Genomic DNA, 19,962 nt, shown 5'->3' with positions numbered 1-19,962 from the left:
CCCGTACTGCCCTGCCCCGAAACTCAGCTCTCAATGGTTTTGCTGACCACTTCCGACGGGGGACTCAGCAGGCCATTGTTGTCCTCTGCCTGCACGCTGAAATACCACGTCCCCGCGGACAGGTTCTCCACGGTATACTGCAGGGTCGCGGGATAGTTATTACCCTGATCACTGCTCACATGGACAGTCTGGTCAAGATTCGCGGGGTCCTGACCATAACTTATGATGTAACTGGTCAGATCGTAAAGTTCCAGCGAATCCCCATTCTGGCGCTGACCGGGCGCATTCCAGCTCAGTGCCGCCGAACGTTCGGCAGCCTGGGAGCCTGAGGCCTGGGAACCAGCCTGGGGGTCTGACCCCGGTGAATCGGAACCGCCACCACATCCGGTCAGGACGATCCCGAATACCAACGCGGCAATCCATACCTTTGACAGGTTAATGATGCGTTTCATAGTAGTTCCACACCGAGTTATCGTTGAGTTCGTAAAAGTCTACAAAACCTACGACTCGAAGGCTGTGAAACCCATCATCCGGCGCGCTATTTTTCCGCCAATTTCTTGACAGATCAGGGCGCTCAAGCTGGCAACCGCAAGATATTTGCGGGCCGTCCCTGCGCCATGCCTGAGCCAGCACTGAAAAACCCCGCGACCAGGGCGGGGTTCCAGCAGTCCAACCACAGGTTACTGGCCGAATTTCGCTTTCGCTTTAAGGCGGTAGGCGTGCAAAAGCGGCTCGGTATAGCCATTCGGCTGTTCGCGGCCTTTCAGCACCAGATCCATGGCGGCCTGGAAGGCAATGCTGCTGTCGAAGTCCGGTGCCATGCTGCGGTAGGACGGGTCCTTCGCGTTCTGACGATCCACAACCGCCGCCATGCGCTTCATGGTCTCGTGGATCTGCGCTTCGGTGCAGATACCGTGATAGACCCAGTTGGTCAGCAACTGCGAGGCGATACGCAGGGTGGCACGATCTTCCATCAGACCGACATCGTTGATATCCGGCACCTTGGAACAGCCCACACCACTATCGATCCAGCGCACCACATAACCAAGAATACCCTGGGCGTTGTTGTCCAGTTCCTGCTGGATATCTTCCGCTGACAGGGACTTCGGATCGTCCATCACCGGTACGGCCAGGATGTCATCCAGGTTGGCGCGGGTGCGGCTTTCCAGTTGTTTCTGGAGATCGGCAACGCTGACCTGGTGATAGTGGATTGCGTGCAGGGTAGCAGCGGTCGGCGATGGTACCCAGGCGGTGTTGGCACCGGCCTTGGGATGGCCGATTTTTGCTTCCAGCATGTCCGCCATCAGGTCCGGCATGGCCCACATGCCCTTGCCGATCTGGGCGACGCCACGGAAACCTGTTTCCAGGCCGACATCCACATTCCATTGCTCGTAGGCCTGGATCCAGGTGGCCTGCTTCATAGCGCCCTTGCGCATGAACGGCCCGAGCTCCATGGAGGTATGAATTTCATCGCCAGTGCGATCGAGGAAGCCGGTGTTGATAAACACAGCGCGTTCTTTCGCGGCCTTGATACAGGCCTTGAGATTAACCGTTGTGCGACGCTCTTCGTCCATGATGCCCACTTTCAGGGTGTATGCCGGCAGACCGAGCGCGTCCTCGACGCGGCCGAAAAAGTCGTTGGTAAACGCCACTTCGTCAGGGCCATGCATCTTCGGCTTGACAATGTAGACCGAGCCGGTGGTGCTGTTCCGAAGCTTGCCGGTGCCTTTCAGATCGTGAATCGCCACCAGCGCTGTCACGATGCCGTCCATCAGGCCTTCAGGCACTTCACTGCCATCTTTCAGCAGGATGGCCGGGTTAGTCATCAGATGGCCGACATTGCGCACAAACATCAGGCTGCGGCCCTTCAGGACCAGCTCACCGCCTTCAGGCTTGTGGTAGCTGCGGTCGCTGTGCATCTTGCGGGTCATCTGCTGCCCGCCTTTTTCAAAGCTTTCTTCCAGATCGCCCTTCATCAGGCCCAGCCAGTTGCGATAGGCCAGTGCCTTGTCATCGGCGTCTACAGCGGCGACGGAGTCTTCGCAGTCCATTATGGTGGTCAGAGCGGATTCCATCAGCACGTCTTTCACGTGCGCACCGTCGTCTTTACCGATCGGATGGGTGGCGTCAACCTGGATTTCGAAGTGCATGCCGTTCCTGACCAGCAGGATACCGGTAGGCGCATCGGCATCGCCGGTGTAGCCGACAAAACCGGATTCGTCTTCAAGGCCAGTGGTTTCGCCATTCTGCAGTTTTACTGCCAGCTTGCCACTCGCAACGCTGTACAGAGCCGCATCTTTATGGCTGCCGGAGGCCAGTGGTGCCGAGCTGTCCAGCAGATCACGGGCAAATTCAATGACCCTGGCACCGCGCACCGGGTTGTATTCAGCGGTTTTCTCCGCACCGTCTTGTTCAGAGATAACATCAGTGCCGTAGAGCGCATCGTAAAGACTGCCCCAGCGCGAGTTGGCGGCATTCAGGGCAAAGCGGGCATTCATCACCGGCACAACCAGCTGGGGACCGGCCATAGTGGCTACTTCCGGATCGACATTCGAGGTGGAGATTTTGAACTCGCCCGGCTCATCGACCAGGTAACCGATCTCCTTCAGGAAGCTTTTATACTCGGTCATGTCCAGCTTCTGACCCTTGTGGTCACGGTTCCAGCTGTCCATCTTCTCCTGAATCGTGTCGCGCCTGGCGAGCAGCTCTTTATTCCTGGGCGCCAGGTCGTGGACGATCCTGTCAAAATCCGCCCAGAATTTGTCGGCGTCAACACCGGTACCGGGAATCGCTTCGTTGTTAATGAAGTCAAGCAGGTTCTTTGCAACCTGCAGGCTGCCGATCTGTACGCGTTCTGTCATTGTTGTGTGCCTCGATAAGTGACTTTTCAGCTGACCTGCTCCCGGTATTTCCGGGCAGACCCTTATTATTGGGAGCGAGTATTGTACGAGAAATTGTCAATCAGGTCATTCCCGTGCCCGGGCCTGAGCGGCTGCGACCATAACATTCAGCCGCGACGCCAACTGGTTCCTTCCCGGCTATCGTCCAGAATCACACCTTTTTCCAGAAGTTCATCGCGGATACGATCTGCTTCGGCGAAATCCCTGTTCTTGCGGGCGTCGGTTCTGGCCTGGATCATCGCCTCAATGTGCTCTGCACTCAACTCTCCGGCAAGCCCTGCCTGGAAGTATGCTTCCGGGTCCTGCTGAAGCAGCCCGAGAACGCCGCCGAGTCGGACCAGAACCGCAGCCTTTTCTGCGGCGGCCACGTCATTCCCGTCGCGCCTGTGCTGATTGATCTCGTTGGCGGCACTGTGCAGAACCGCCATAGCACCTGCGGTGTTGAAATCATCATCCATGGCATCAGCAAATTCCCGGTCATGGGCTGACTCGGGCACATCTTTGGCCGGAACCAGCCCACGCAATGCCTGGTAAAGCCGGTTGAGCACGCGCCCTGCTTCCGCCAGATTCTCTTCTGAATAATCGACCTGACTGCGGTAATGGCTGGACACCAGAAAATATCGAACCACCTCCGGCGAGTAGTCTTCGAAGATCTCGCGAATGGTGAAGAAATTGCCCAGGGACTTGGACATTTTTTCCTTGTTCACGCGGATGGCGCCAGCATGCATCCACAGATTCGCGAAGGTACAGCCGTTAGCGCACTCGGACTGGGCAATTTCATTCTCATGATGAGGGAACAGCAGATCCGGTCCGCCCCCATGGATATCGAAGGTCTCACCCAGGCAGGAATTCGACATCGCCGAGCATTCAATATGCCAGCCCGGCCGGCCGTCTCCCCAGGGCGATGGCCAGCTCACCTCGCCTGGCTTGGCGGCCTTCCAGAGCACGAAATCCGCCGGGCTGCGTTTGGCTTCCTGAACATCCACCCGGGCACCGGCGACAAGGTCTTCGAGCTTTTTCTTGCTGAGCTTGCCGTAATCGGGATAGGAGTCCACCGAGAAGTACACATCACCGTTATCAGCCGCATAGGCATACCCGGCAGTCACCAGCTTCTGGATCATTGCCAGCATTTCGTCTATATAAGCTGTCGCACGCGGCTCTTCCGTTGGCGCCCTGACACCCAACTTACCCTCGTCCTCGTGCATGGCCGTGATCATCCGATCCGTCAGATCGGTATAAACTTCTCCGTTCTCCTCGGCTCTGCGCAAAATCTTGTCATCAATATCGGTGATGTTCCGAATGTATTGAACGTCAAACCCCTGATGGCGCAGGTAACCCGTGATCACGTCAAAAGCCACCAGCACCCTGGCGTGGCCAAGATGACAATAGTCGTAGACCGTCATCCCACACACATACATGCGAACCTTTCCCGGCTCTATGGGTTTGAATTCTTCCTTTTCCTGACTGAGGGTGTTGTAAATTTTAATCACATTACGCTCGTTCAAAGATCAAATGAATGTATCACCGGAGTATGACGGGCCGGGCGGGCAGGGTCTTCCGGGAACGTAAAAAACAGGGATGTTTTTTCCGAGCCTACAGGGATGTATCTACGGCGTGTCCCGGAAGGCCCTGCCCGCCCGGACCCTGCACCGCTGCCTGACTTTATTTGCCCTTGCCCCAGGAGTCACGCAGGGTCACCGTGCGATTGAACACCGGCCGACCGGCGGCACGGCTCAGTTCCTGATCACAGAAAAAATAGCCCTCGCGCTCGAACTGATAGGGCAAATCCGTGTTCGGAGTGGCGAGGCTTTTTTCCACTCTTGCGCCCTTGAGGACCACCAGCGATTGCGGATTGATCGACTCGACGAAATCCGTGTCTTTATCACCATCCGGGGACTCGTTGTTGAACAGGCGGTCATACTGATTGATATCAGTGGCAACGCTGTCCGATGCCGACACCCAGTGCAGGACACCGTTGGGTTTGTAGCCTTCGGGGTTCACCCCCAGAGTGGCGGGATCATACTCACACTTGAGCTCGACGATCTCGCCGCGGTCGTCACGAATAACCTCGCGACAGGTCATCACATAGCCACCACGCAGCCGCACCGCCTGATCCGGAGCCAGGCGTTTCCATTTCCGGGGCGGGTCCACCGCAAAGTCTTCATGGTCGATATACAGGGTCTGGCTCCAGGTGACTTCCCGCTCACCCATATCCGGGTTCTGGGGATGGACCGGCAGTACCAGGGTCTCGGTCCGGTCTGCCGGGTAGTTGGTCAGCGTCACTTTCAGCGGGCGCATCACACACATGGCGCGGGGTGCGCGGATGTTCAGATCCTCGCGGATGGCGTGCTCCAGCATGCCCATATCGACGGTGCCACCCGCCTTGTTCACACCGATCATGTCACAAAAAGTCCGGAGCGATTCCGGGGTATAGCCACGACGGCGCATGCCCGAGATGGTGGGCATACGAGGGTCGTCCCAGCCGTCTACAAAACCCTCATCCACCAGTCGTTTCAGTTTCCGTTTGCTGGTAATGGTGTAATTCAGGTTCAACCGGGCGAACTCAATCTGCCGTGGCTGGCAGGGTGCGGATATGTTTTCCAGCACCCAGTCGTAGAGCGGGCGATGATCCTCAAATTCCAGGGTGCACAGGGAATGGGTAATCCCTTCCATGGCATCGGAGATAGGGTGGGTGAAGTCGTACATCGGGTAGATGCACCACTTGTCACCGGTCTGGTGGTGATCGGCGTAGCGAATCCGGTACAGAATCGGGTCCCGCAAATTGATGTTCGGAGACGCCATGTCGATTTTTGCTCGCAGTACCAGCTCACCATTGTGATACTTGCCGTCACGCATGTCTGCGAAAAGCTGAAGGTTTTCTTCCACGGGCCGATCCCGGTACGGGCTGTTCTGCCCCGGTTCTTTCAGCGTGCCGCGATACTCGGCCATCTGGTCTGCCGATAGCGCGCACACATAGGCCTTGCCCTTTTCGATCAGTTCGACGGCAAAGTCGTGAATACTGTCGAAATAATCGGAGGCATATCGCACCTCACCGGCCCACTCAAAGCCCAGCCAATGGACGTCCTTTTTGATGGCGTCGATATATTCCTGGGATTCCTTTTCCGGATTGGTATCGTCAAACCGCAGGGTGCACACGCCATTAAAGGTTTCGGCAATGCCGAAGTTCAGGCAGATCGACTTGGCGTGGCCGATGTGCAGGTAACCGTTAGGCTCCGGAGGAAACCGGGTCACCACCTGACCTGTGTGCTCGCCTCTGGCAACAGCATCGGCAATCAGGCTCTGGATAAAATTATGGGCTTTCTTGGACTCAGCGCTCATACAGTCTCAATTGTCGGGTTGTCTCTGAAACCGCGTATTATACGCATAAATGCAGCTGCAGCTCATGCATAGCCGCAAACTCTTGCGTACAATAAAGTCAAACCGCTATCCCTTAAATTGACAGGAAGCCCAGATGATTCTGCTGAAAACCTCGCACGGTGATATCAATATCGAACTGGATTACGACAAAGCCCCGGAAACCGCCAGAAATTTCGAACAGTACGTTCGCGACGGTTTTTACGACGGGCTGATTTTTCACCGCGTTATCGGCAATTTCATGATTCAGGGTGGGGGTTTTGAGCCAGGCATGAGACCGAAAAAAACCCGCGAAGCCATTCGCAACGAAGCCAACAATGGCCTCAGCAATATGAAGGGCACCGTTGCCATGGCCCGCACCATGGACCCACATTCCGCCACCGCCCAGTTTTTCATCAACGTGGAGAACAACGGCTTCCTGGACCATACCGCCGAAAATGCTGAAGGCTGGGGTTACTGCGTGTTCGGAAAAGTGGTGGATAGCACGGACACAGTGAACGCCATCCGCTCAGTCCCCACCATCATGCGGGACGAACATCAGGACGTGCCTGCTGAAGATGTGGTTATCATCAGCGCTGAAGTTTCCGGGGATGGAGAGCCCGCGTGACCACGCTGTTTATTTCCGACCTGCACCTGGAAGAATCCCGACCGGATATCACCGGGGCCTTTCTGGACTTTGTAAAAGCCAGGGCCATGGGAATAGATGCCCTCTATATTCTCGGTGATTTTTTTGAGGCCTGGATCGGAGACGACGAGCATACGCCCTTGCAGGAAACGGTGGCCGCAGCATTGAGCGAAGTGAAAGCCAGTGGCACGGCGATTTATTTCATGCACGGCAACCGCGACTTCCTGATTGGCGAAGACTACTGCAACCGGGCCGGCGCTGTGCTGCTGGACGACCCCTCGGTGGTTGAGATTTATGGCACCTCTTACCTGCTGATGCACGGCGACAGCCTCTGTACCGCCGATGTGGAATATCAGAAGTTCCGCGCCAATATGCGCAACCCCCAGTGGCAGCAGATGATGCTTCAGCGACCGCTGGAAGACCGCAAGCAGATGGCGCGCCAGCTGCGGGAAATCAGCATGGCAAAGAATCAGGGCAAGGAAGAGTCCATTATGGATGTGACGCCGGAGGAAGTGGTGCGTGAACTTGAGGCCCATGGAGTCCAGAACATGATTCATGGCCACACCCACCGCCCGGCGGAACACGATCTGATGGCAAACGGAGCACCGGCCAGGCGCATCGTGCTGGGGGACTGGCACGAGAATGTCTGGTGGCTGGAAGCAGAGCCGGATCAGAAGCCGATTCTGAAAAAGTATCCGCTATAAAAAAAGCCGGTGCTGTCCGGCTTTTTAACACTCGCCTGCTTCTGTCCTGGCTGATCAGTGAGCCAGTATCTGCTGCAGGAAGGACTGGGTTCTGGGCTCCTGAGGATTGGTAAAGAACTCGTGAGGCGGAGCCTCTTCCACAATTTCACCACCATCCATAAAGATCACACGGTCTGCCACGGTTTTCGCAAAGCCCATTTCGTGAGTTACGCAAATCATGGTCATACCGCTACCTGCCAACTCGATCATGACATCAAGCACTTCCTTGATCATTTCCGGGTCGAGGGCCGACGTTGGCTCGTCGAACAGCATGATCTTTGGCTTCATGCACAGTGCACGGGCAATCGCGACACGCTGCTGCTGGCCGCCCGATAACTGACCGGGATACTTGTTCGCCTGGTCAGGAATCTTGACGCGCTTCAGGTATTCCATGGCATCTGCCTCGGCTTCCTTTCTCGGCGTTTTACGAACCCAGATTGGCGAAAGACAGCAATTTTCAAGCACTGTCAGATGCGGGAACAGATTGAAGTGCTGGAACACCATTCCAACTTCACGGCGAACCGTGTCGATATGGCGAACGTCGTCCGTAAGCTCGATGTCATCAACAATAATCTTGCCCTGCTGATGCTCTTCCAGACGATTGATACAGCGAATGAACGTGGATTTGCCCGACCCCGAGGGCCCACAGATGACAATCCGCTCACCCTGACGCACGTTCAGGTTCAGGTCCTTCAATACGTGAAATTCGCCGTACCACTTATGCATCCCCTCCACCCGGATGATGTCAGGCTGGTTGGCGGTCTGGCTGGGAACCGGCTCTTGCGAATCAGTGTCTTGGGTCTGGTCTGTCATAGTGTTACCCATCAGGTCTTGTGACCGGTGTCTAGTTTACGTTCAAGATTCTGGCTATAGCGGGAGATGCCAAAGCAGAAAACCCAGAAGCAGAAGGCGACGAAGACATAGCCCTCGATAGCAACGTTTTGCCAGGCAGGGTCCGTTACCGTTGACTGCACCGTGCCAAGGATGTCGAACAGGCCAATGATCAGCACCAGGGTTGTATCCTTGAACAGCGAAATAAAGGTGTTAACGATGCCAGGAATAACCATTTTCAGCGCCTGCGGCAGGATGATCAGACCGGTTTTCTTCCAGTAGCCCAATCCCAGCGCATCAGCTGCTTCGTACTGCCCTCTCGGAATGGCCTGCAGGCCACCCCGGATAACCTCTGCCATATAGGCAGACTGCCAGAGCGTGATGCCAATCAGTGCACGCGACAGTTTCTCGAAATTCATTCCGTCCGGGAGAAACAGCGGCAGCATAACCGACGCCATAAAAAGTACCGTAATCAACGGAACCGCCCGCCATACCTCGATGAACACGACACAGAGACCACGGACAATGGGCATTTCGGACCGTCGGCCAAGCGCAAGCACGATGCCAATCGGCAGGGACGCGAGTATCCCGATATAGGCAAGAATGAGAGTCAGCATCAGGCCGCCCCACTTGGTACTTTCCACCACTTCCAGGCCAAAGGTTCCGCCAGGAATCAGGAAATAGCCAATGAGCGGCAGGCCGGTCAGACCAAAGATGCCGAACCACTTGCGCGCAGGAAAGCGCTCGATGAATTGCGGAACAAAGGCAACAGCGAGCAGCAAGAATATAAGGTTCACGCGCCATTGCAACTCGTCCGGGTAGAACCCGTAGATGAAGAAATTCAGCCGCTCATTAATGAACAGCCAACAGGCACCTCCACCATCACACTGACTGGGTTCGGTGCCACGAAAACTGGCATCAAAGAATAACCAGCTGAACAAGGGCCCGACGCTGGTCACAACCAGATAGCCAACAACCAGCGTGAGCAGACTGTTATACCAGCTCGAAAACAGATGCTGACGCATCCAGGCGACCGGCCCGATGCTTATTTTGGGTGGTCTCATCATTGACTCAGCCATCATCGCTCCTTAATCGCTACAGCCCGGTTATAGATATTCATCAACAGGGAGATTGACAGACTGATGGTGAGATACACCGCCATGGTAATTGCCACCACTTCCACTGCCTGACCGGTCTGGTTGAGGGTTGTGCCCATAAATACGGCGACAAGATCCGGATAACCAATCGCGGTCGCGAGCGAGGAGTTCTTGGCAAGGTTGAGGTATTGGCTGGTCAGCGGAGGAATAATCACTCGCATGGCCTGGGGAATAACAACCAGTCGCAGGGTCAAGCCGTTAGGCAGGCCCAATGCCTTGGCTGCCTCAGTCTGGCCCTTGCTGACCGAGACGATACCCGAGCGGACTATCTCGGCAATGAAGCTTGCCGTATAGAGCGACAGAGCAATCCACAGAGCGGCCAACTCGGGAATGATGGAAATCCCGCCACCAAAGTTAAAGCCTTTGAGCGCAGGCAAGTCCCACTCCAGTGGGCCCCCGGCCACAACATAAGCCAGTATCGGCAACACCACCAGAACGGCGACACTGACTTTAAAAACAGGAAAAATCTGACCGGTGGCCAACTGACGTTTCTTGGCCCACTTTTTCAATACAACGACACCGACAATCGCAGAGATGAGTGCGCCCCAGACCAGGCCAAAACCGTCCTGAGTCAGCGGCTCGGGCACATAAAGCCCCCGGTTGTTCAGGAACAGGGCCCCGCCCACATCAATGCTCTGCCGTGGTGAGGGCAAGCTGCTCAAAACGGCGAAATACCAGAAGAAAATCTGCAGAAGCAACGGGATGTTCCGGATGATCTCGACGTAAACCAGTGCCACCTTTGCAACAAGCCAGTTGCTGGACAGTCGTGCTACACCGAGAATAAAGCCGATGATCGTTGCGGTAACGATACCCATCGCAGAAACCAATAATGTATTGGTAAGACCAACCCAGAAGGTCCGTCCATAAGTCATGGTGGCATCATAAGGCACCATTGACATGATGATGCCGAACCCGGCTGTTTCATCAAGGAATCCGAAGCCGGTGCTGATACCACGGCTTTCCATGTTAGAAAGCGTGTTGTCGACCAGTGTCCAGCCACCCCAGAAAACAAGGGCGATGACGACTGTCTGGAAGAAGATCGCGCGAATCCTCGGGTCGTACCAGGGTTTAGGACTCGCAGGTCTTGAATCTATCTTCTGTTTGTTCATGCATGTTCCCTGAAAGCTTGACCGCGAAGAAACAAATCACAGAAAACAACGGCCGGCCCGGCTGGGCCGAACCGGCCACTGCACGCTTTCAGGTCTTAGCGAACGGGTGGCGCATAAAGAACGCCGCCATCGGTCCACAGTGCGTTAACGCCGCGATCCAGCCCCAGCGGGGTGTCCGGACCAACGTTACGGTCGTACATTTCACCATAGTTACCGACCAGTTTGATTGCCTGGTAGCCAAAGTCATCCGGCAGACCAAGCTTGGCGCCCATGTCACCATCGGTACCCAGCAGGCGTGCGATGCCCGGGTTGTCAGATTTCAGCATTTCGTCTGCATTGGCGCTGGTCACGCCCATTTCTTCAGCGTTGATCTGCACTGACAACACCCATTTGACAATATTGAACCACTGGTCGTCGCCCTGACGGACAACCGGCCCAAGGGGCTCCTTGGAAATGGTATTGGGCAGAATCTTGGCTGAGTCCGGGTTGGACAGCTTTGATCGCAGAGCCGCCAGTTGTGAGCGATCTGAAGTCAGAACGTCGCAACGACCTGCCGAGAAGCCCTGAACGGTTTGCTCAGATGTATCAAATACAATCGGCTTGTACTCCATGCCTTTGGCACGGAAGTAGTCGGACAGGTTCAGTTCGGTGGTCGTACCAGACTGTATGCAGACAGTTGCACCGTCCAGCTGAGTGGCGTCATCCACGCCGATACCCTTGTTGATCAGGAAACCCTGACCGTCATAGTAGTTAACGCCGGCAAAGTTAAGACCCAGAGATGCATCGCGGGTCAGTGTCCAGGTGGTGTTCCGGGACAGCATGTCGATCTCACCGGACTGCAGTGCGGTGAAACGCTCCTTTGCGGTCAACGGAGTGAACTCAACCGCTTGTGCGTCACCGAAGATAGCAGCAGCAACGGCGCGGCAGGTATCGACGTCTATGCCGGTCCAGTTGCCCTTGTCATCCGGCTGGGAGAAGCCCGGCAGACCACTGGTAACGCCACACTGCAAATGTCCCTTTTCTTTAACGCTTTCAAGGGTAGTGGCTGCGCTGGTAAATGGCGCTGCAAGGACGCCGCACAGCAGCGCTGCACCGACGGCAATTGACTTGGTGTTGTTCATTATCTTGTCTCCGAAATCCATGAGTTTGAGAAACATCGAATCAATCAGCAAATTATGAGCCAACGATTTAACTTATTGTTTTTTAATTTCTTTTCTTTCTGAGCCGCATTCAGCGACACTTCCAGGCCACAAAATGGAGCGCCGAATGCCTTAATTCGGTGCGCACTGGTCTGTAGCTCACGAGTCGCCGAAAACGTCTTATTAGAAAGTAGAAGCCGAAAGTCGAATCAACCAGTTTTCTGGAACTTTTCTTTGCACTTGCTTGCGCTGACCCTGTTTCCCTCAGGGAACAGGGCTCTGTTATCCGGGTTCGCGATAACTATCCAGGCGATTAAGCCATCCCGGCAGCCAGCGCTCTTTTTCAATGGGCCTGTCGGCATTGTCAGCACGCCGCGCAAGCACCTGTGCGGCCGACTCACGAAACGCCACCAGTGCAGGTTTACCGGTGCCGTCAGCCATGGCCTGAAGCACCTGCAGCAACCCCCAGCCCTGGCCATTGTAGCGCTCGGTAACGGCGAGTCCTTCACCTTTGAAATTGACATAGTCGATCACCGCATAGATACCACCGGGGGTACTGACAAGGGCTTCCAGCCTGCGTGAAAGTGCTTCCCTGTCCGGCTCCGGGGCAGCTGCAATGACACGGCCCAGTGCTGCCCTTGCCCGCTGTACCAGAAATCCGGCCTGGAGGCCCCTGGTGGTATAAAGGAAGTGTCGCAATTCCTGTACAGCGCCGGTATCAGCGGCTGTAAGAAACGACTCCCGGTCTGCCCAGGGGGCATTGAATGGATGCAGTCCGGCGAGCCATTCCGGCAGCACCGCACCCTGATCAGACAGGTAGTCGATCATCGCCGGAAAACTCTCGACGAAAGGTCCATCGCTCTTCCCTGGATACCAGATGAAGTGACCGATACCGAGAGACGGAAATGCTTCGCCCTCGTTCCAGTGCACCAGACACGCTTCCCGCCCTGCGCATTCGTTACGGAAAACCTGATCGGCAATCCAGTCGAGTGACGCCTGATCAAGTGCCGCCCCCGCCGGTCCGAAGTCACGAGGACCCTGGCTGGAACTTTCCGAGCACCCGGCCAGAACCAGCATCAGTATTAGCAGGAGGGCGGGCTCAGAGCGCTGCATGTCGGCGCGAACCTCTCAGCCAGATAACGAACCCCGTCAGCCCTCGCAGCAGCCCCGTCAGAGGCACCAGCAGCCAGCTGAGGACGTAGAATGCGGGAACCAGTAACAGTGTCCAGCCGGCCACCTGCACGGCCAGGGGCGGAAACCCCAGCACCTCCGCAGCGGAGGCAAAAAAATCATTGATAACACTCGGGTGGGTGATCACCAGATAACCCATGCCAATCACGGCCGGCCATTTGGCGTAACGGGCACTGCCAAGCAGTAAACGCGCACTGCCGGACACCCTTGCCGCAAGTGCCGCCGAACGGGTAGAAACCTGGGCACCCCGGGCAGTTTTTGCGGCAGCACGCCCTGCCCGTAAAATTTTGACCGCACTGGCAAACACCAGAACATCCACCGAAGCCCAGCCAATATCACTCGCGGTTACCTCGCCATACATCCGGTAGCCTGATTCAAGCTGACGAATTCCGCCGGTAAAAAACTGGCTCAGCCCTTCGGTGATTCGCTCGGTCTGAATCCACTGGGTCTCTCCCCCCGGAGTCACCTGAAACTGCCCCAGAAAGTCGGCACCCTCACGGTCGATAAAATTTACCGCGTACCAGCCCCGCTCGGCAGGCGACAGCGAATCCGCCCCCGGCTGCGGAAGTTGCGGCTCGGTCGGGTGGCCACGGAGCCCGTTAAAATACTTGAGGGCCCTCTCATACTGCAGCCAGGCGGTGTTCATCCACTCCACAGTGCTGACAGGATTGTGCAGAAAATAATAGATCGGTGGCAGAGCATGCTCTCCATGGCGCCGGAGAACGCGCCGGAACTCAGGTTCGGAGGCATACAGGGGAAATATGGAGCGGGCCATCTCCGGATAGACCATCAGGGCTGCCTCGGCCTTCAGAAGAACCAGGGGATCATCTCCGAGATCAATCAATGCAGCCTGAAGCTCGACAGGTTCGTGCTTCAGCCCACTGAAGCCCGGCAATTTTTCCTGGGCCCGAATCGAAATCAGCTTGTGATCCACCGGCACCGGCGCTGACTGGTAGCTCACCAGACCAGCCACCAGCAGAGCCAACAGGAACATCCAGAACGCTTTCTTCAAAGCTCTCCTCCGGTCAGACCGCTGATGAAAAGAGGTTGATGACAGCAACACCCGCCACAATAAGTCCGATCCCGATCAACGCCGGCCCGTCCAGCTCCTGGCCTAAAAATACAAACCCGACAAGGGCAATCAGCGCCACTCCGGCGCCCGCCCAGACCGCATAAGCAATGCCTATCGGCAGAGTTCTAAGAGTAAGCGACAGGAAATAGAACGCAACTATATAGGATACGATAACGGTTACCGAAGGCCAGAGGCGGGTGAAGCCCTCCGCCTGTTTGAGAAAAGAGGTACCAAGAACCTCGGCAAGGATGGCGATGGCCAGATAGGCCCAGTGAATCATGATCAAACCTCTTCTGACACCGGGAACAAAAAAACCCCGGAGTGAATGCTCCGGGGTTTCGGGGATGGCGGACAGCAGTTCCTGTGAACTTTACTTCTCCACAAACGCCCGTTCAATCACATAGTGTCCCTGATGGCCCTGACGCGCTTCCTGAAAGCCCATGCTGTCAAGTATTGCACAGGTGTCCTTCAACATGGCAGGACTGCCGCACACCATGAAACGGTCATCCTCGAGGCTGAATTCCGGCAGACCCAGATCGCTGGTCAGCTTGCCGTTTTTCATGGCATCGGTCAGGCGACCGGTGGTATGGAATTCTTCACGGGTCACCGTCGGGTAATACTTGAGCTTGCCTTCAACCATTTCACCAAAAAATTCGTTGTTGGGCAGTTCCTCAATTTCAGTCTGGTACGCCAGTTCTGACCGGTATCTCACCCCGTGGGTCAAAATCACATTATCAAAAGTCTCGTAAATCTCGGGGTCCTTTATGATGCTGATAAATGGCGCCAGACCGGTACCGGTGCTGATCATCCACAGGTTCCTGCCCGGCAGCAGATTGTCCGCAATAAGGGTACCGGTCGGCTTGCGGCTGACCATGATTTCATCGCCCACTTCGATTTTCTGCAGTCGGGAGGTCAAAGGACCGTCCTGAACCTTGATCGAGAAGAACTCGAGTTCGTCCTCATAATTCGGGCTGGCGATGCTGTAGGCGCGCATCAGGGGCTTGCCGTCAGTCTCCAGGCCGATCATGGTGAAATGACCGTTCTTGAAACGGAACCCGGGATCCCGGGTCGTGGTGAAACTGAAGAGGGTGTCGTTCCAGTGTCGAACACTTGTTACACGCTCTTTATTGAGGTTGCTCATGATGCTGTCCGTATGGTTTCTGCAAAATGTGTTGCGACAAGTATATTGAAATTCGATTGAAGTAATAATAACCCGGGAGTAACCTATCGACAAAATGGGATATTTTCATAACCTTATTCGGAAATACCGATTATGAAGTTCAGTTTTCGCCAGCTTGAAGTATTTCTGGCCGCGGCTCACTACCAGAACATCACCAAAGCCGCCGAGTATCTGGCCATGTCCCAATCCGCCGCCAGCAGCGCCCTGAAAGAGCTGGAAACCCAGTTCGACATCCAGCTTTTTGACCGGGTCGGAAAGCGGCTCCAGCTTAATGAGCTGGGGCGTCTGTACCGGCCCAAAGCGGAGGCCCTTCTGGCCCAGTCCCGCGAGCTGGAGCAGGCTTTCAGCCAGCACAGTGAAGTCGGAGCCCTGAAAGTCGGTGCCACTCTCACTATCGGTAACTATCTGGCCGTGGGCGTTATGGCCCAATACATGAATACCCCTACTCACCCGAAGGTGTCCCTGGAGGTGGCCAACACCCGCACCATCGCCCAGCGGGTCAGTGACTTTGAGCTGGATATCGGCCTGATTGAGGGGGAATTACAGTCTTCTGAGCTGGAGGTCATCCCGTGGCGAGGCGATGAACTGGTGGCGTTCTGCTCGCCAGATCACCCCTTTGCCCAACGAAAAATGCTGACCGACAGAGATCTGCGCTCGGCCACATGGGTTATGAGAGAGCCGGGGTCAGGGACACGCCAGACCTTTGAGAGGGGCATGCACGGCCTGCTGCCAGACCTGGACATCCTGCTTGAACTGGAACATACAGAGGCAATCAAGCGAGCCGTGGAAGCCAACCTGGGCATCGGCTGCCTGTCACAGGTGTGCCTCGCGGACGCATTCCGACGGGGATCACTGGTGCCGCTGGCGGTACCTCAGCATCGGCAGTTCGACCGCCAGTTCTACTTCATTCTCCACCGGCAGAAATACCGAAGCGCGGGCATTGACCGATGGATGGAGCTCTGCCGGGAGCTGTAATCGCTGCCATGAAGCTGGCAGGCAGATACACTTTGATGAGCCACGGAAAACCCGGAATTGCACGGACAAAAAAAATCTTTTTATTGTTCTATTTTCCGTGTCTTCCGTGTTTTCCGTGGCAAATCTTCTTTCGCCTTTTTCAGTGGTCAGGGCAGCGGCCCACTATGAAAGCGGAACTCGGTATCGGGTTCGATGATCAACCGCTGTTCGATTTCCAGGAATACCCCCACCCGCTCGTCCACCGGGCCATCGTTTGCCTGTTCTGCCAGCTTCAGGTAATCGCGATAATGCCGTGCCTCGGATTTGAGTAGTCCGCGGTAGAAATCCGCCAGTTTGTTGTCAAGGTGTGGCGCCAGGGCGGCGAAGCGCTCACAGGATCGGGCCTCGATCACAGCTCCGACAATCAACATATCCACCAGCCTGCCGGGGTCCTCTGCCCTCACCGCTTTACGCAGACCCGCCGCATAACGGGCAGGCGCCAGATGGCCGTAAGTGACACCCCGTTCTTTCATGATCGCCAGCACCTGTTCGAAATGGCGCAACTCTTCACGGGCCAGGCGCGACATCCGGTTCAGCAGGTCAGGATTGTCGACGTAGCGATACATCAGGCTGAGCGCGGTAGAGGCTGCCTTTTTCTCGCAATGGGCATGATCAATCAGCATCAGATCCTGATTGGCCAGGGCATTTTCAATCCAGCGCCGGGGAGTTCGGCAGGGCAGAAAATCGTGGATGGCAGTCAGTGCGTCGGTCATGGCTCACAACAGGTCGATAATGCAGGTGCGACAGTGTACACGATCTGGCGGCCCTTCGACTTCTGTCCAGCTTAACTTTAGGTGGGGTTTCCTATAGTATACAGCGCCAACTTAACGCCTTTTCCACCATAAGACTTCCCGCCAGGCAACAATGCCGAGGGCGCGAACCTTTCCAACTGACGAGGGTCCATATCGTGTTAGAAGCCTACCGTGAACACGTTGCAGAACGCGAGGCTCTGGGCATCCCCCCGAAGCCTCTGAATGCCGAGCAGACCGCCGCACTGGTCGATCTCCTGAAAAACCCGCCGGCTGATGAAAAGGACACGCTGGTCTATCTGCTGGAAAACCGCATCCCGCCGGGTGTTGACGAAGCCGCCTATGTGAAAGCTGCCTTCCTGTCTGCCATTGTCAAAGGTGAAGCGACCTCCCCGCTGATCGACAAGAACAAGGCCGTGCAGCTGCTGGGCATGATGCAGGGTGGCTATAATATCGCCACTCTGGTTGACCTTCTGGACGACAGTGAACTGGCGGAACTGGCCGGCGAGGAACTCAAGCACACACTGCTGATGTTTGACGCCTTCAATGATGTCAAGGAAAAAATGGATGCCGGCAACACGGTCGCCAAATCCGTCATTGAATCCTGGGCCAACGCCGAGTGGTTCACCAACCGGAAAAAGGTTCCCGAAAGCACCACTATGGTGGTGTTCAAGGTTACCGGTGAAACCAACACCGACGATCTGTCTCCGGCACCGGATGCCTGGTCCCGCCCCGATATCCCGCTGCACGCCCGTGCGGCCTACAAAATGGAGCGTGATGGCCTGAAGCCGGACGAGCCCGGCGTAACCGGCCCCATGAGCCAGATTGACGAAATCAAATCCAGAGGCCTGCCGGTCGCTTTTGTCGGTGACGTTGTCGGCACCGGCTCTTCCCGTAAATCTGCCACCAACTCGGTACTGTGGTTCTTCGGCGAGGATGTTCCCGGCGTGCCCAACAAGCGTGCTGGTGGCATCTGTATCGGTAACAAGGTTGCCCCGATTTTCTTCAACACCATGGAAGACGCCGGCGCCCTGGTCTTCGAGGCGCCAGTTGACAATATGAACATGGGCGACGTGATTGAAGTCCGCCCTTATGATGGCAAGATCCTCAACGAAGCCGGAGAGACCATCTCCGAATTCGATTTCAAATCCGACGTCATCCTCGACGAAGTGCAGGCCGGCGGCCGCATCCCGCTGATCATTGGCCGTGGTCTTACCGCCAAGGCCCGCGCCGCACTGGGCATGGGCGCAACCGACCTGTTCCGGTTGCCGAATGATCCGGAAGAAGGTACCAGAGGCTTTACCCTGGGTCAGAAGATGGTCGGCAAGGCCTGTGGCCTGGAAGAAGGCCAGGGTGTTCGTCCCGGTACCTACTGCGAGCCGCACATGACTACCGTTGGCTCCCAGGACACCACCGGTCCGATGACCCGTGACGAACTGAAAGACCTGGCGTGTCTGGGCTTCCAGGCGGACCTGGTCATGCAGTCATTCTGCCACACCGCCGCTTACCCGAAGCCGGTGGACGTGGAAATGCAGCACACCATGCCGGACTTTATCCGCACTCGTGGTGGTGTTTCCCTGCGCCCCGGCGATGGCATCATCCATTCCTGGCTGAACCGTATGCTGCTGCCCGACACCGTCGGCACCGGTGGCGACTCCCACACCCGCTTCCCCATGGGCATTTCGTTCCCGGCCGGCTCCGGCCTGGTGGCCTTTGCCGCTGCCACCGGTGTTATGCCGCTGGATATGCCGGAATCTGTCCTGGTCCGCTTCAAGGGCGAAATGCAGCCAGGCATTACCCTGCGTGACCTGGTGCATGCTATCCCGCTGTATGGCATCAAGCAGGGCCTGCTGACCGTTGAAAAGAAAGGCAAGATCAACGAATTCTCGGGTCGCATCCTGGAAATCGAAGGCCTCGAACATCTCACCGTTGAGCAGGCGTTCGAACTGTCTGATGCTTCCGCAGAGCGTTCCGCAGCCGGCTGTACCATCAACCTGTCCGAAGAATCCGTGGCTGAATACCTGCGTTCCAACATCACCATGCTGCGCTGGATGATTGCCGAAGGTTACGGCGACCCGCGCACTCTGGAGCGCCGCGCCCAGCAGATGGAAGAGTGGATTGCTGATCCCAAGCTGATGCGTGCCGACAAAGACGCCGAGTATGCCCACGTGGTGGAAATCGATCTCGCCGAAATCAAGGAGCCGATCGTCTGCTGCCCGAACGACCCCGACGATGCCCGCACCCTGTCTGAAGTCGCTGGCGACAAGGTAGACGAAGTATTCATCGGATCCTGCATGACCAACATCGGTCATTTCCGTGCCGCTGGCAAGCTGCTGGCACAGAACAAGGAGCCGCTGAAGACCCGGCTGTGGATGTCACCGCCCACCAAGATGGACCAGGCCCAGTTGATGGAAGAAGGTTACTTCAACATCTACGGTACAGCCGGTGTACGCACCGAAATGCCGGGCTGCTCCCTGTGCATGGGTAACCAGGCCCGTGTTGCCGCCAAGAGCACCGTGCTGTCCACGTCCACCCGTAACTTCCCCAACCGTCTGGGCGACGGTGCCAACGTGTACCTGACCTCAGCGGAGCTGGCGGCCGTTGGTGCGGTACTGGGCAAACTCCCCTCCGCCGAGGAATACATGGAGTACGCCAAGGACCTGAACAGCATGTCGAAAGAGATCTACAAGTATCTCAACTTCGACCAGATGGAGAACTACACCAGCAAGGCGTCTGAAGCGAGCGTTGCTTAAGAACAGACCTTCTGCGTTCACCTGAATGAAAAGCCAGCCCGAGGGCTGGCTTTTTTGTTGCCCCGGGGCCGTGCCGGGCGCACAAAAAAAGGGGCTCCCGAAGGAGCCCCTGTCACTCATCAGA

Annotated in this window: 17 protein-coding genes; 4 read left to right on the top strand and 13 right to left on the bottom strand. The window is 56.3% G+C overall.

What is annotated here, in order from left to right:
• Nucleotides 1-23: 23 nt before the first annotated feature.
• From VJ956_RS04620 to VJ956_RS04605, 4 genes are all read right to left on the bottom strand, one after another.
• Nucleotides 24-452 (bottom strand): fibronectin type III domain-containing protein, encoded by a 429-nt coding sequence (locus VJ956_RS04620; protein ID WP_324082132.1) that lies wholly within the window; start codon nucleotides 450-452, stop codon nucleotides 24-26.
• A gap of 228 nt (nucleotides 453-680) precedes the next feature.
• The gene (locus VJ956_RS04615) at nucleotides 681-2,861 is read right to left on the bottom strand and encodes a malate synthase G (RefSeq protein WP_324082130.1); all 2,181 of its coding nucleotides are present in this window, start codon (nucleotides 2,859-2,861) and stop codon (nucleotides 681-683) included.
• A gap of 146 nt (nucleotides 2,862-3,007) precedes the next feature.
• Nucleotides 3,008-4,390, bottom strand: coding sequence for a cysteine--tRNA ligase (gene cysS, locus VJ956_RS04610; protein WP_324082128.1), 1,383 nt, complete (start codon nucleotides 4,388-4,390; stop codon nucleotides 3,008-3,010).
• 172 nt (nucleotides 4,391-4,562) lie between these two features.
• Nucleotides 4,563-6,239: a glutamine--tRNA ligase/YqeY domain fusion protein gene (locus tag VJ956_RS04605; RefSeq protein ID WP_324082126.1), complete on the bottom strand. Its 1,677-nt coding sequence runs from the start codon at nucleotides 6,237-6,239 to the stop codon at nucleotides 4,563-4,565.
• Nucleotides 6,240-6,372: 133 nt separating this feature from the next.
• On the opposite strand from VJ956_RS04605, the gene VJ956_RS04600 reads away from it, so the two are divergent.
• Nucleotides 6,373-6,882 (top strand): peptidylprolyl isomerase, encoded by a 510-nt coding sequence (locus VJ956_RS04600; protein WP_324082124.1) that lies wholly within the window; start codon nucleotides 6,373-6,375, stop codon nucleotides 6,880-6,882.
• Complete coding sequence (locus VJ956_RS04595) at nucleotides 6,879-7,604, top strand: UDP-2,3-diacylglucosamine diphosphatase (protein WP_324082122.1); 726 nt, start codon at nucleotides 6,879-6,881, stop codon at nucleotides 7,602-7,604. The genes VJ956_RS04600 and VJ956_RS04595 overlap by 4 nt, the downstream gene beginning before the upstream one ends.
• Before the next feature lie 54 nt (nucleotides 7,605-7,658).
• Here VJ956_RS04595 and VJ956_RS04590 read toward each other — a convergent pair whose 3' ends face one another.
• The 8 genes from VJ956_RS04590 to VJ956_RS04555 form a co-directional block, all read right to left on the bottom strand.
• Complete coding sequence (locus VJ956_RS04590) at nucleotides 7,659-8,369, bottom strand: amino acid ABC transporter ATP-binding protein (protein WP_324082187.1); 711 nt, start codon at nucleotides 8,367-8,369, stop codon at nucleotides 7,659-7,661.
• A gap of 98 nt (nucleotides 8,370-8,467) precedes the next feature.
• Complete coding sequence (locus VJ956_RS04585; RefSeq protein WP_324082120.1) at nucleotides 8,468-9,553, bottom strand: amino acid ABC transporter permease; 1,086 nt, start codon at nucleotides 9,551-9,553, stop codon at nucleotides 8,468-8,470.
• The gene (locus VJ956_RS04580; RefSeq protein ID WP_324082118.1) at nucleotides 9,553-10,740 is read right to left on the bottom strand and encodes an amino acid ABC transporter permease; all 1,188 of its coding nucleotides are present in this window, start codon (nucleotides 10,738-10,740) and stop codon (nucleotides 9,553-9,555) included. The genes VJ956_RS04585 and VJ956_RS04580 overlap by 1 nt, the downstream gene beginning before the upstream one ends.
• A 95-nt stretch (nucleotides 10,741-10,835) precedes the next feature.
• Complete coding sequence (locus VJ956_RS04575) at nucleotides 10,836-11,861, bottom strand: amino acid ABC transporter substrate-binding protein (protein ID WP_324082117.1); 1,026 nt, start codon at nucleotides 11,859-11,861, stop codon at nucleotides 10,836-10,838.
• A 300-nt stretch (nucleotides 11,862-12,161) separates the two neighbouring features.
• A complete protein-coding gene (locus tag VJ956_RS04570) occupies nucleotides 12,162-12,992 on the bottom strand; it encodes a hypothetical protein (RefSeq protein WP_324082113.1) in 831 nt (276 codons plus the stop codon).
• Entirely contained in the window at nucleotides 12,979-14,082 is a 1,104-nt protein-coding gene (locus tag VJ956_RS04565) for a hypothetical protein (RefSeq protein ID WP_324082111.1), read from the bottom strand. The genes VJ956_RS04570 and VJ956_RS04565 overlap by 14 nt, the downstream gene beginning before the upstream one ends.
• Nucleotides 14,083-14,095: 13 nt before the next feature.
• Nucleotides 14,096-14,422 (bottom strand): DMT family transporter, encoded by a 327-nt coding sequence (locus VJ956_RS04560; protein ID WP_324082109.1) that lies wholly within the window; start codon nucleotides 14,420-14,422, stop codon nucleotides 14,096-14,098.
• 90 nt (nucleotides 14,423-14,512) lie between these two features.
• Nucleotides 14,513-15,283 carry a ferredoxin--NADP reductase gene (locus VJ956_RS04555; protein WP_324082107.1) on the bottom strand — a complete coding sequence of 257 codons (771 nt, stop codon included), beginning with the start codon at nucleotides 15,281-15,283 and terminating at the stop codon, nucleotides 14,513-14,515.
• A gap of 132 nt (nucleotides 15,284-15,415) precedes the next feature.
• Here VJ956_RS04555 and VJ956_RS04550 point away from each other — a divergent pair, with 132 nt between their 5' ends.
• On the top strand, nucleotides 15,416-16,297 hold the full coding sequence (locus VJ956_RS04550; RefSeq protein ID WP_324082105.1) for a LysR family transcriptional regulator: 882 nt from the start codon (nucleotides 15,416-15,418) through the stop codon (nucleotides 16,295-16,297).
• A gap of 146 nt (nucleotides 16,298-16,443) precedes the next feature.
• On the opposite strand, the gene VJ956_RS04545 is transcribed toward VJ956_RS04550, so the two are convergent.
• Nucleotides 16,444-17,049 carry a tRNA-(ms[2]io[6]A)-hydroxylase gene (locus VJ956_RS04545; protein ID WP_324082103.1) on the bottom strand — a complete coding sequence of 202 codons (606 nt, stop codon included), beginning with the start codon at nucleotides 17,047-17,049 and terminating at the stop codon, nucleotides 16,444-16,446.
• Nucleotides 17,050-17,243: 194 nt separating this feature from the next.
• Here VJ956_RS04545 and VJ956_RS04540 point away from each other — a divergent pair, with 194 nt between their 5' ends.
• Nucleotides 17,244-19,838, top strand: coding sequence for a bifunctional aconitate hydratase 2/2-methylisocitrate dehydratase (locus VJ956_RS04540; protein WP_324082101.1), 2,595 nt, complete (start codon nucleotides 17,244-17,246; stop codon nucleotides 19,836-19,838).
• Nucleotides 19,839-19,962 lie beyond the last annotated feature (124 nt).

It is taken from the genome of Marinobacter sp., from assembly GCF_035268745.1.
Classification (GTDB): Bacteria; Pseudomonadota; Gammaproteobacteria; order Pseudomonadales; family Oleiphilaceae; genus Marinobacter.
This window is presented reverse-complemented; position numbering and strand designations above follow the sequence as displayed.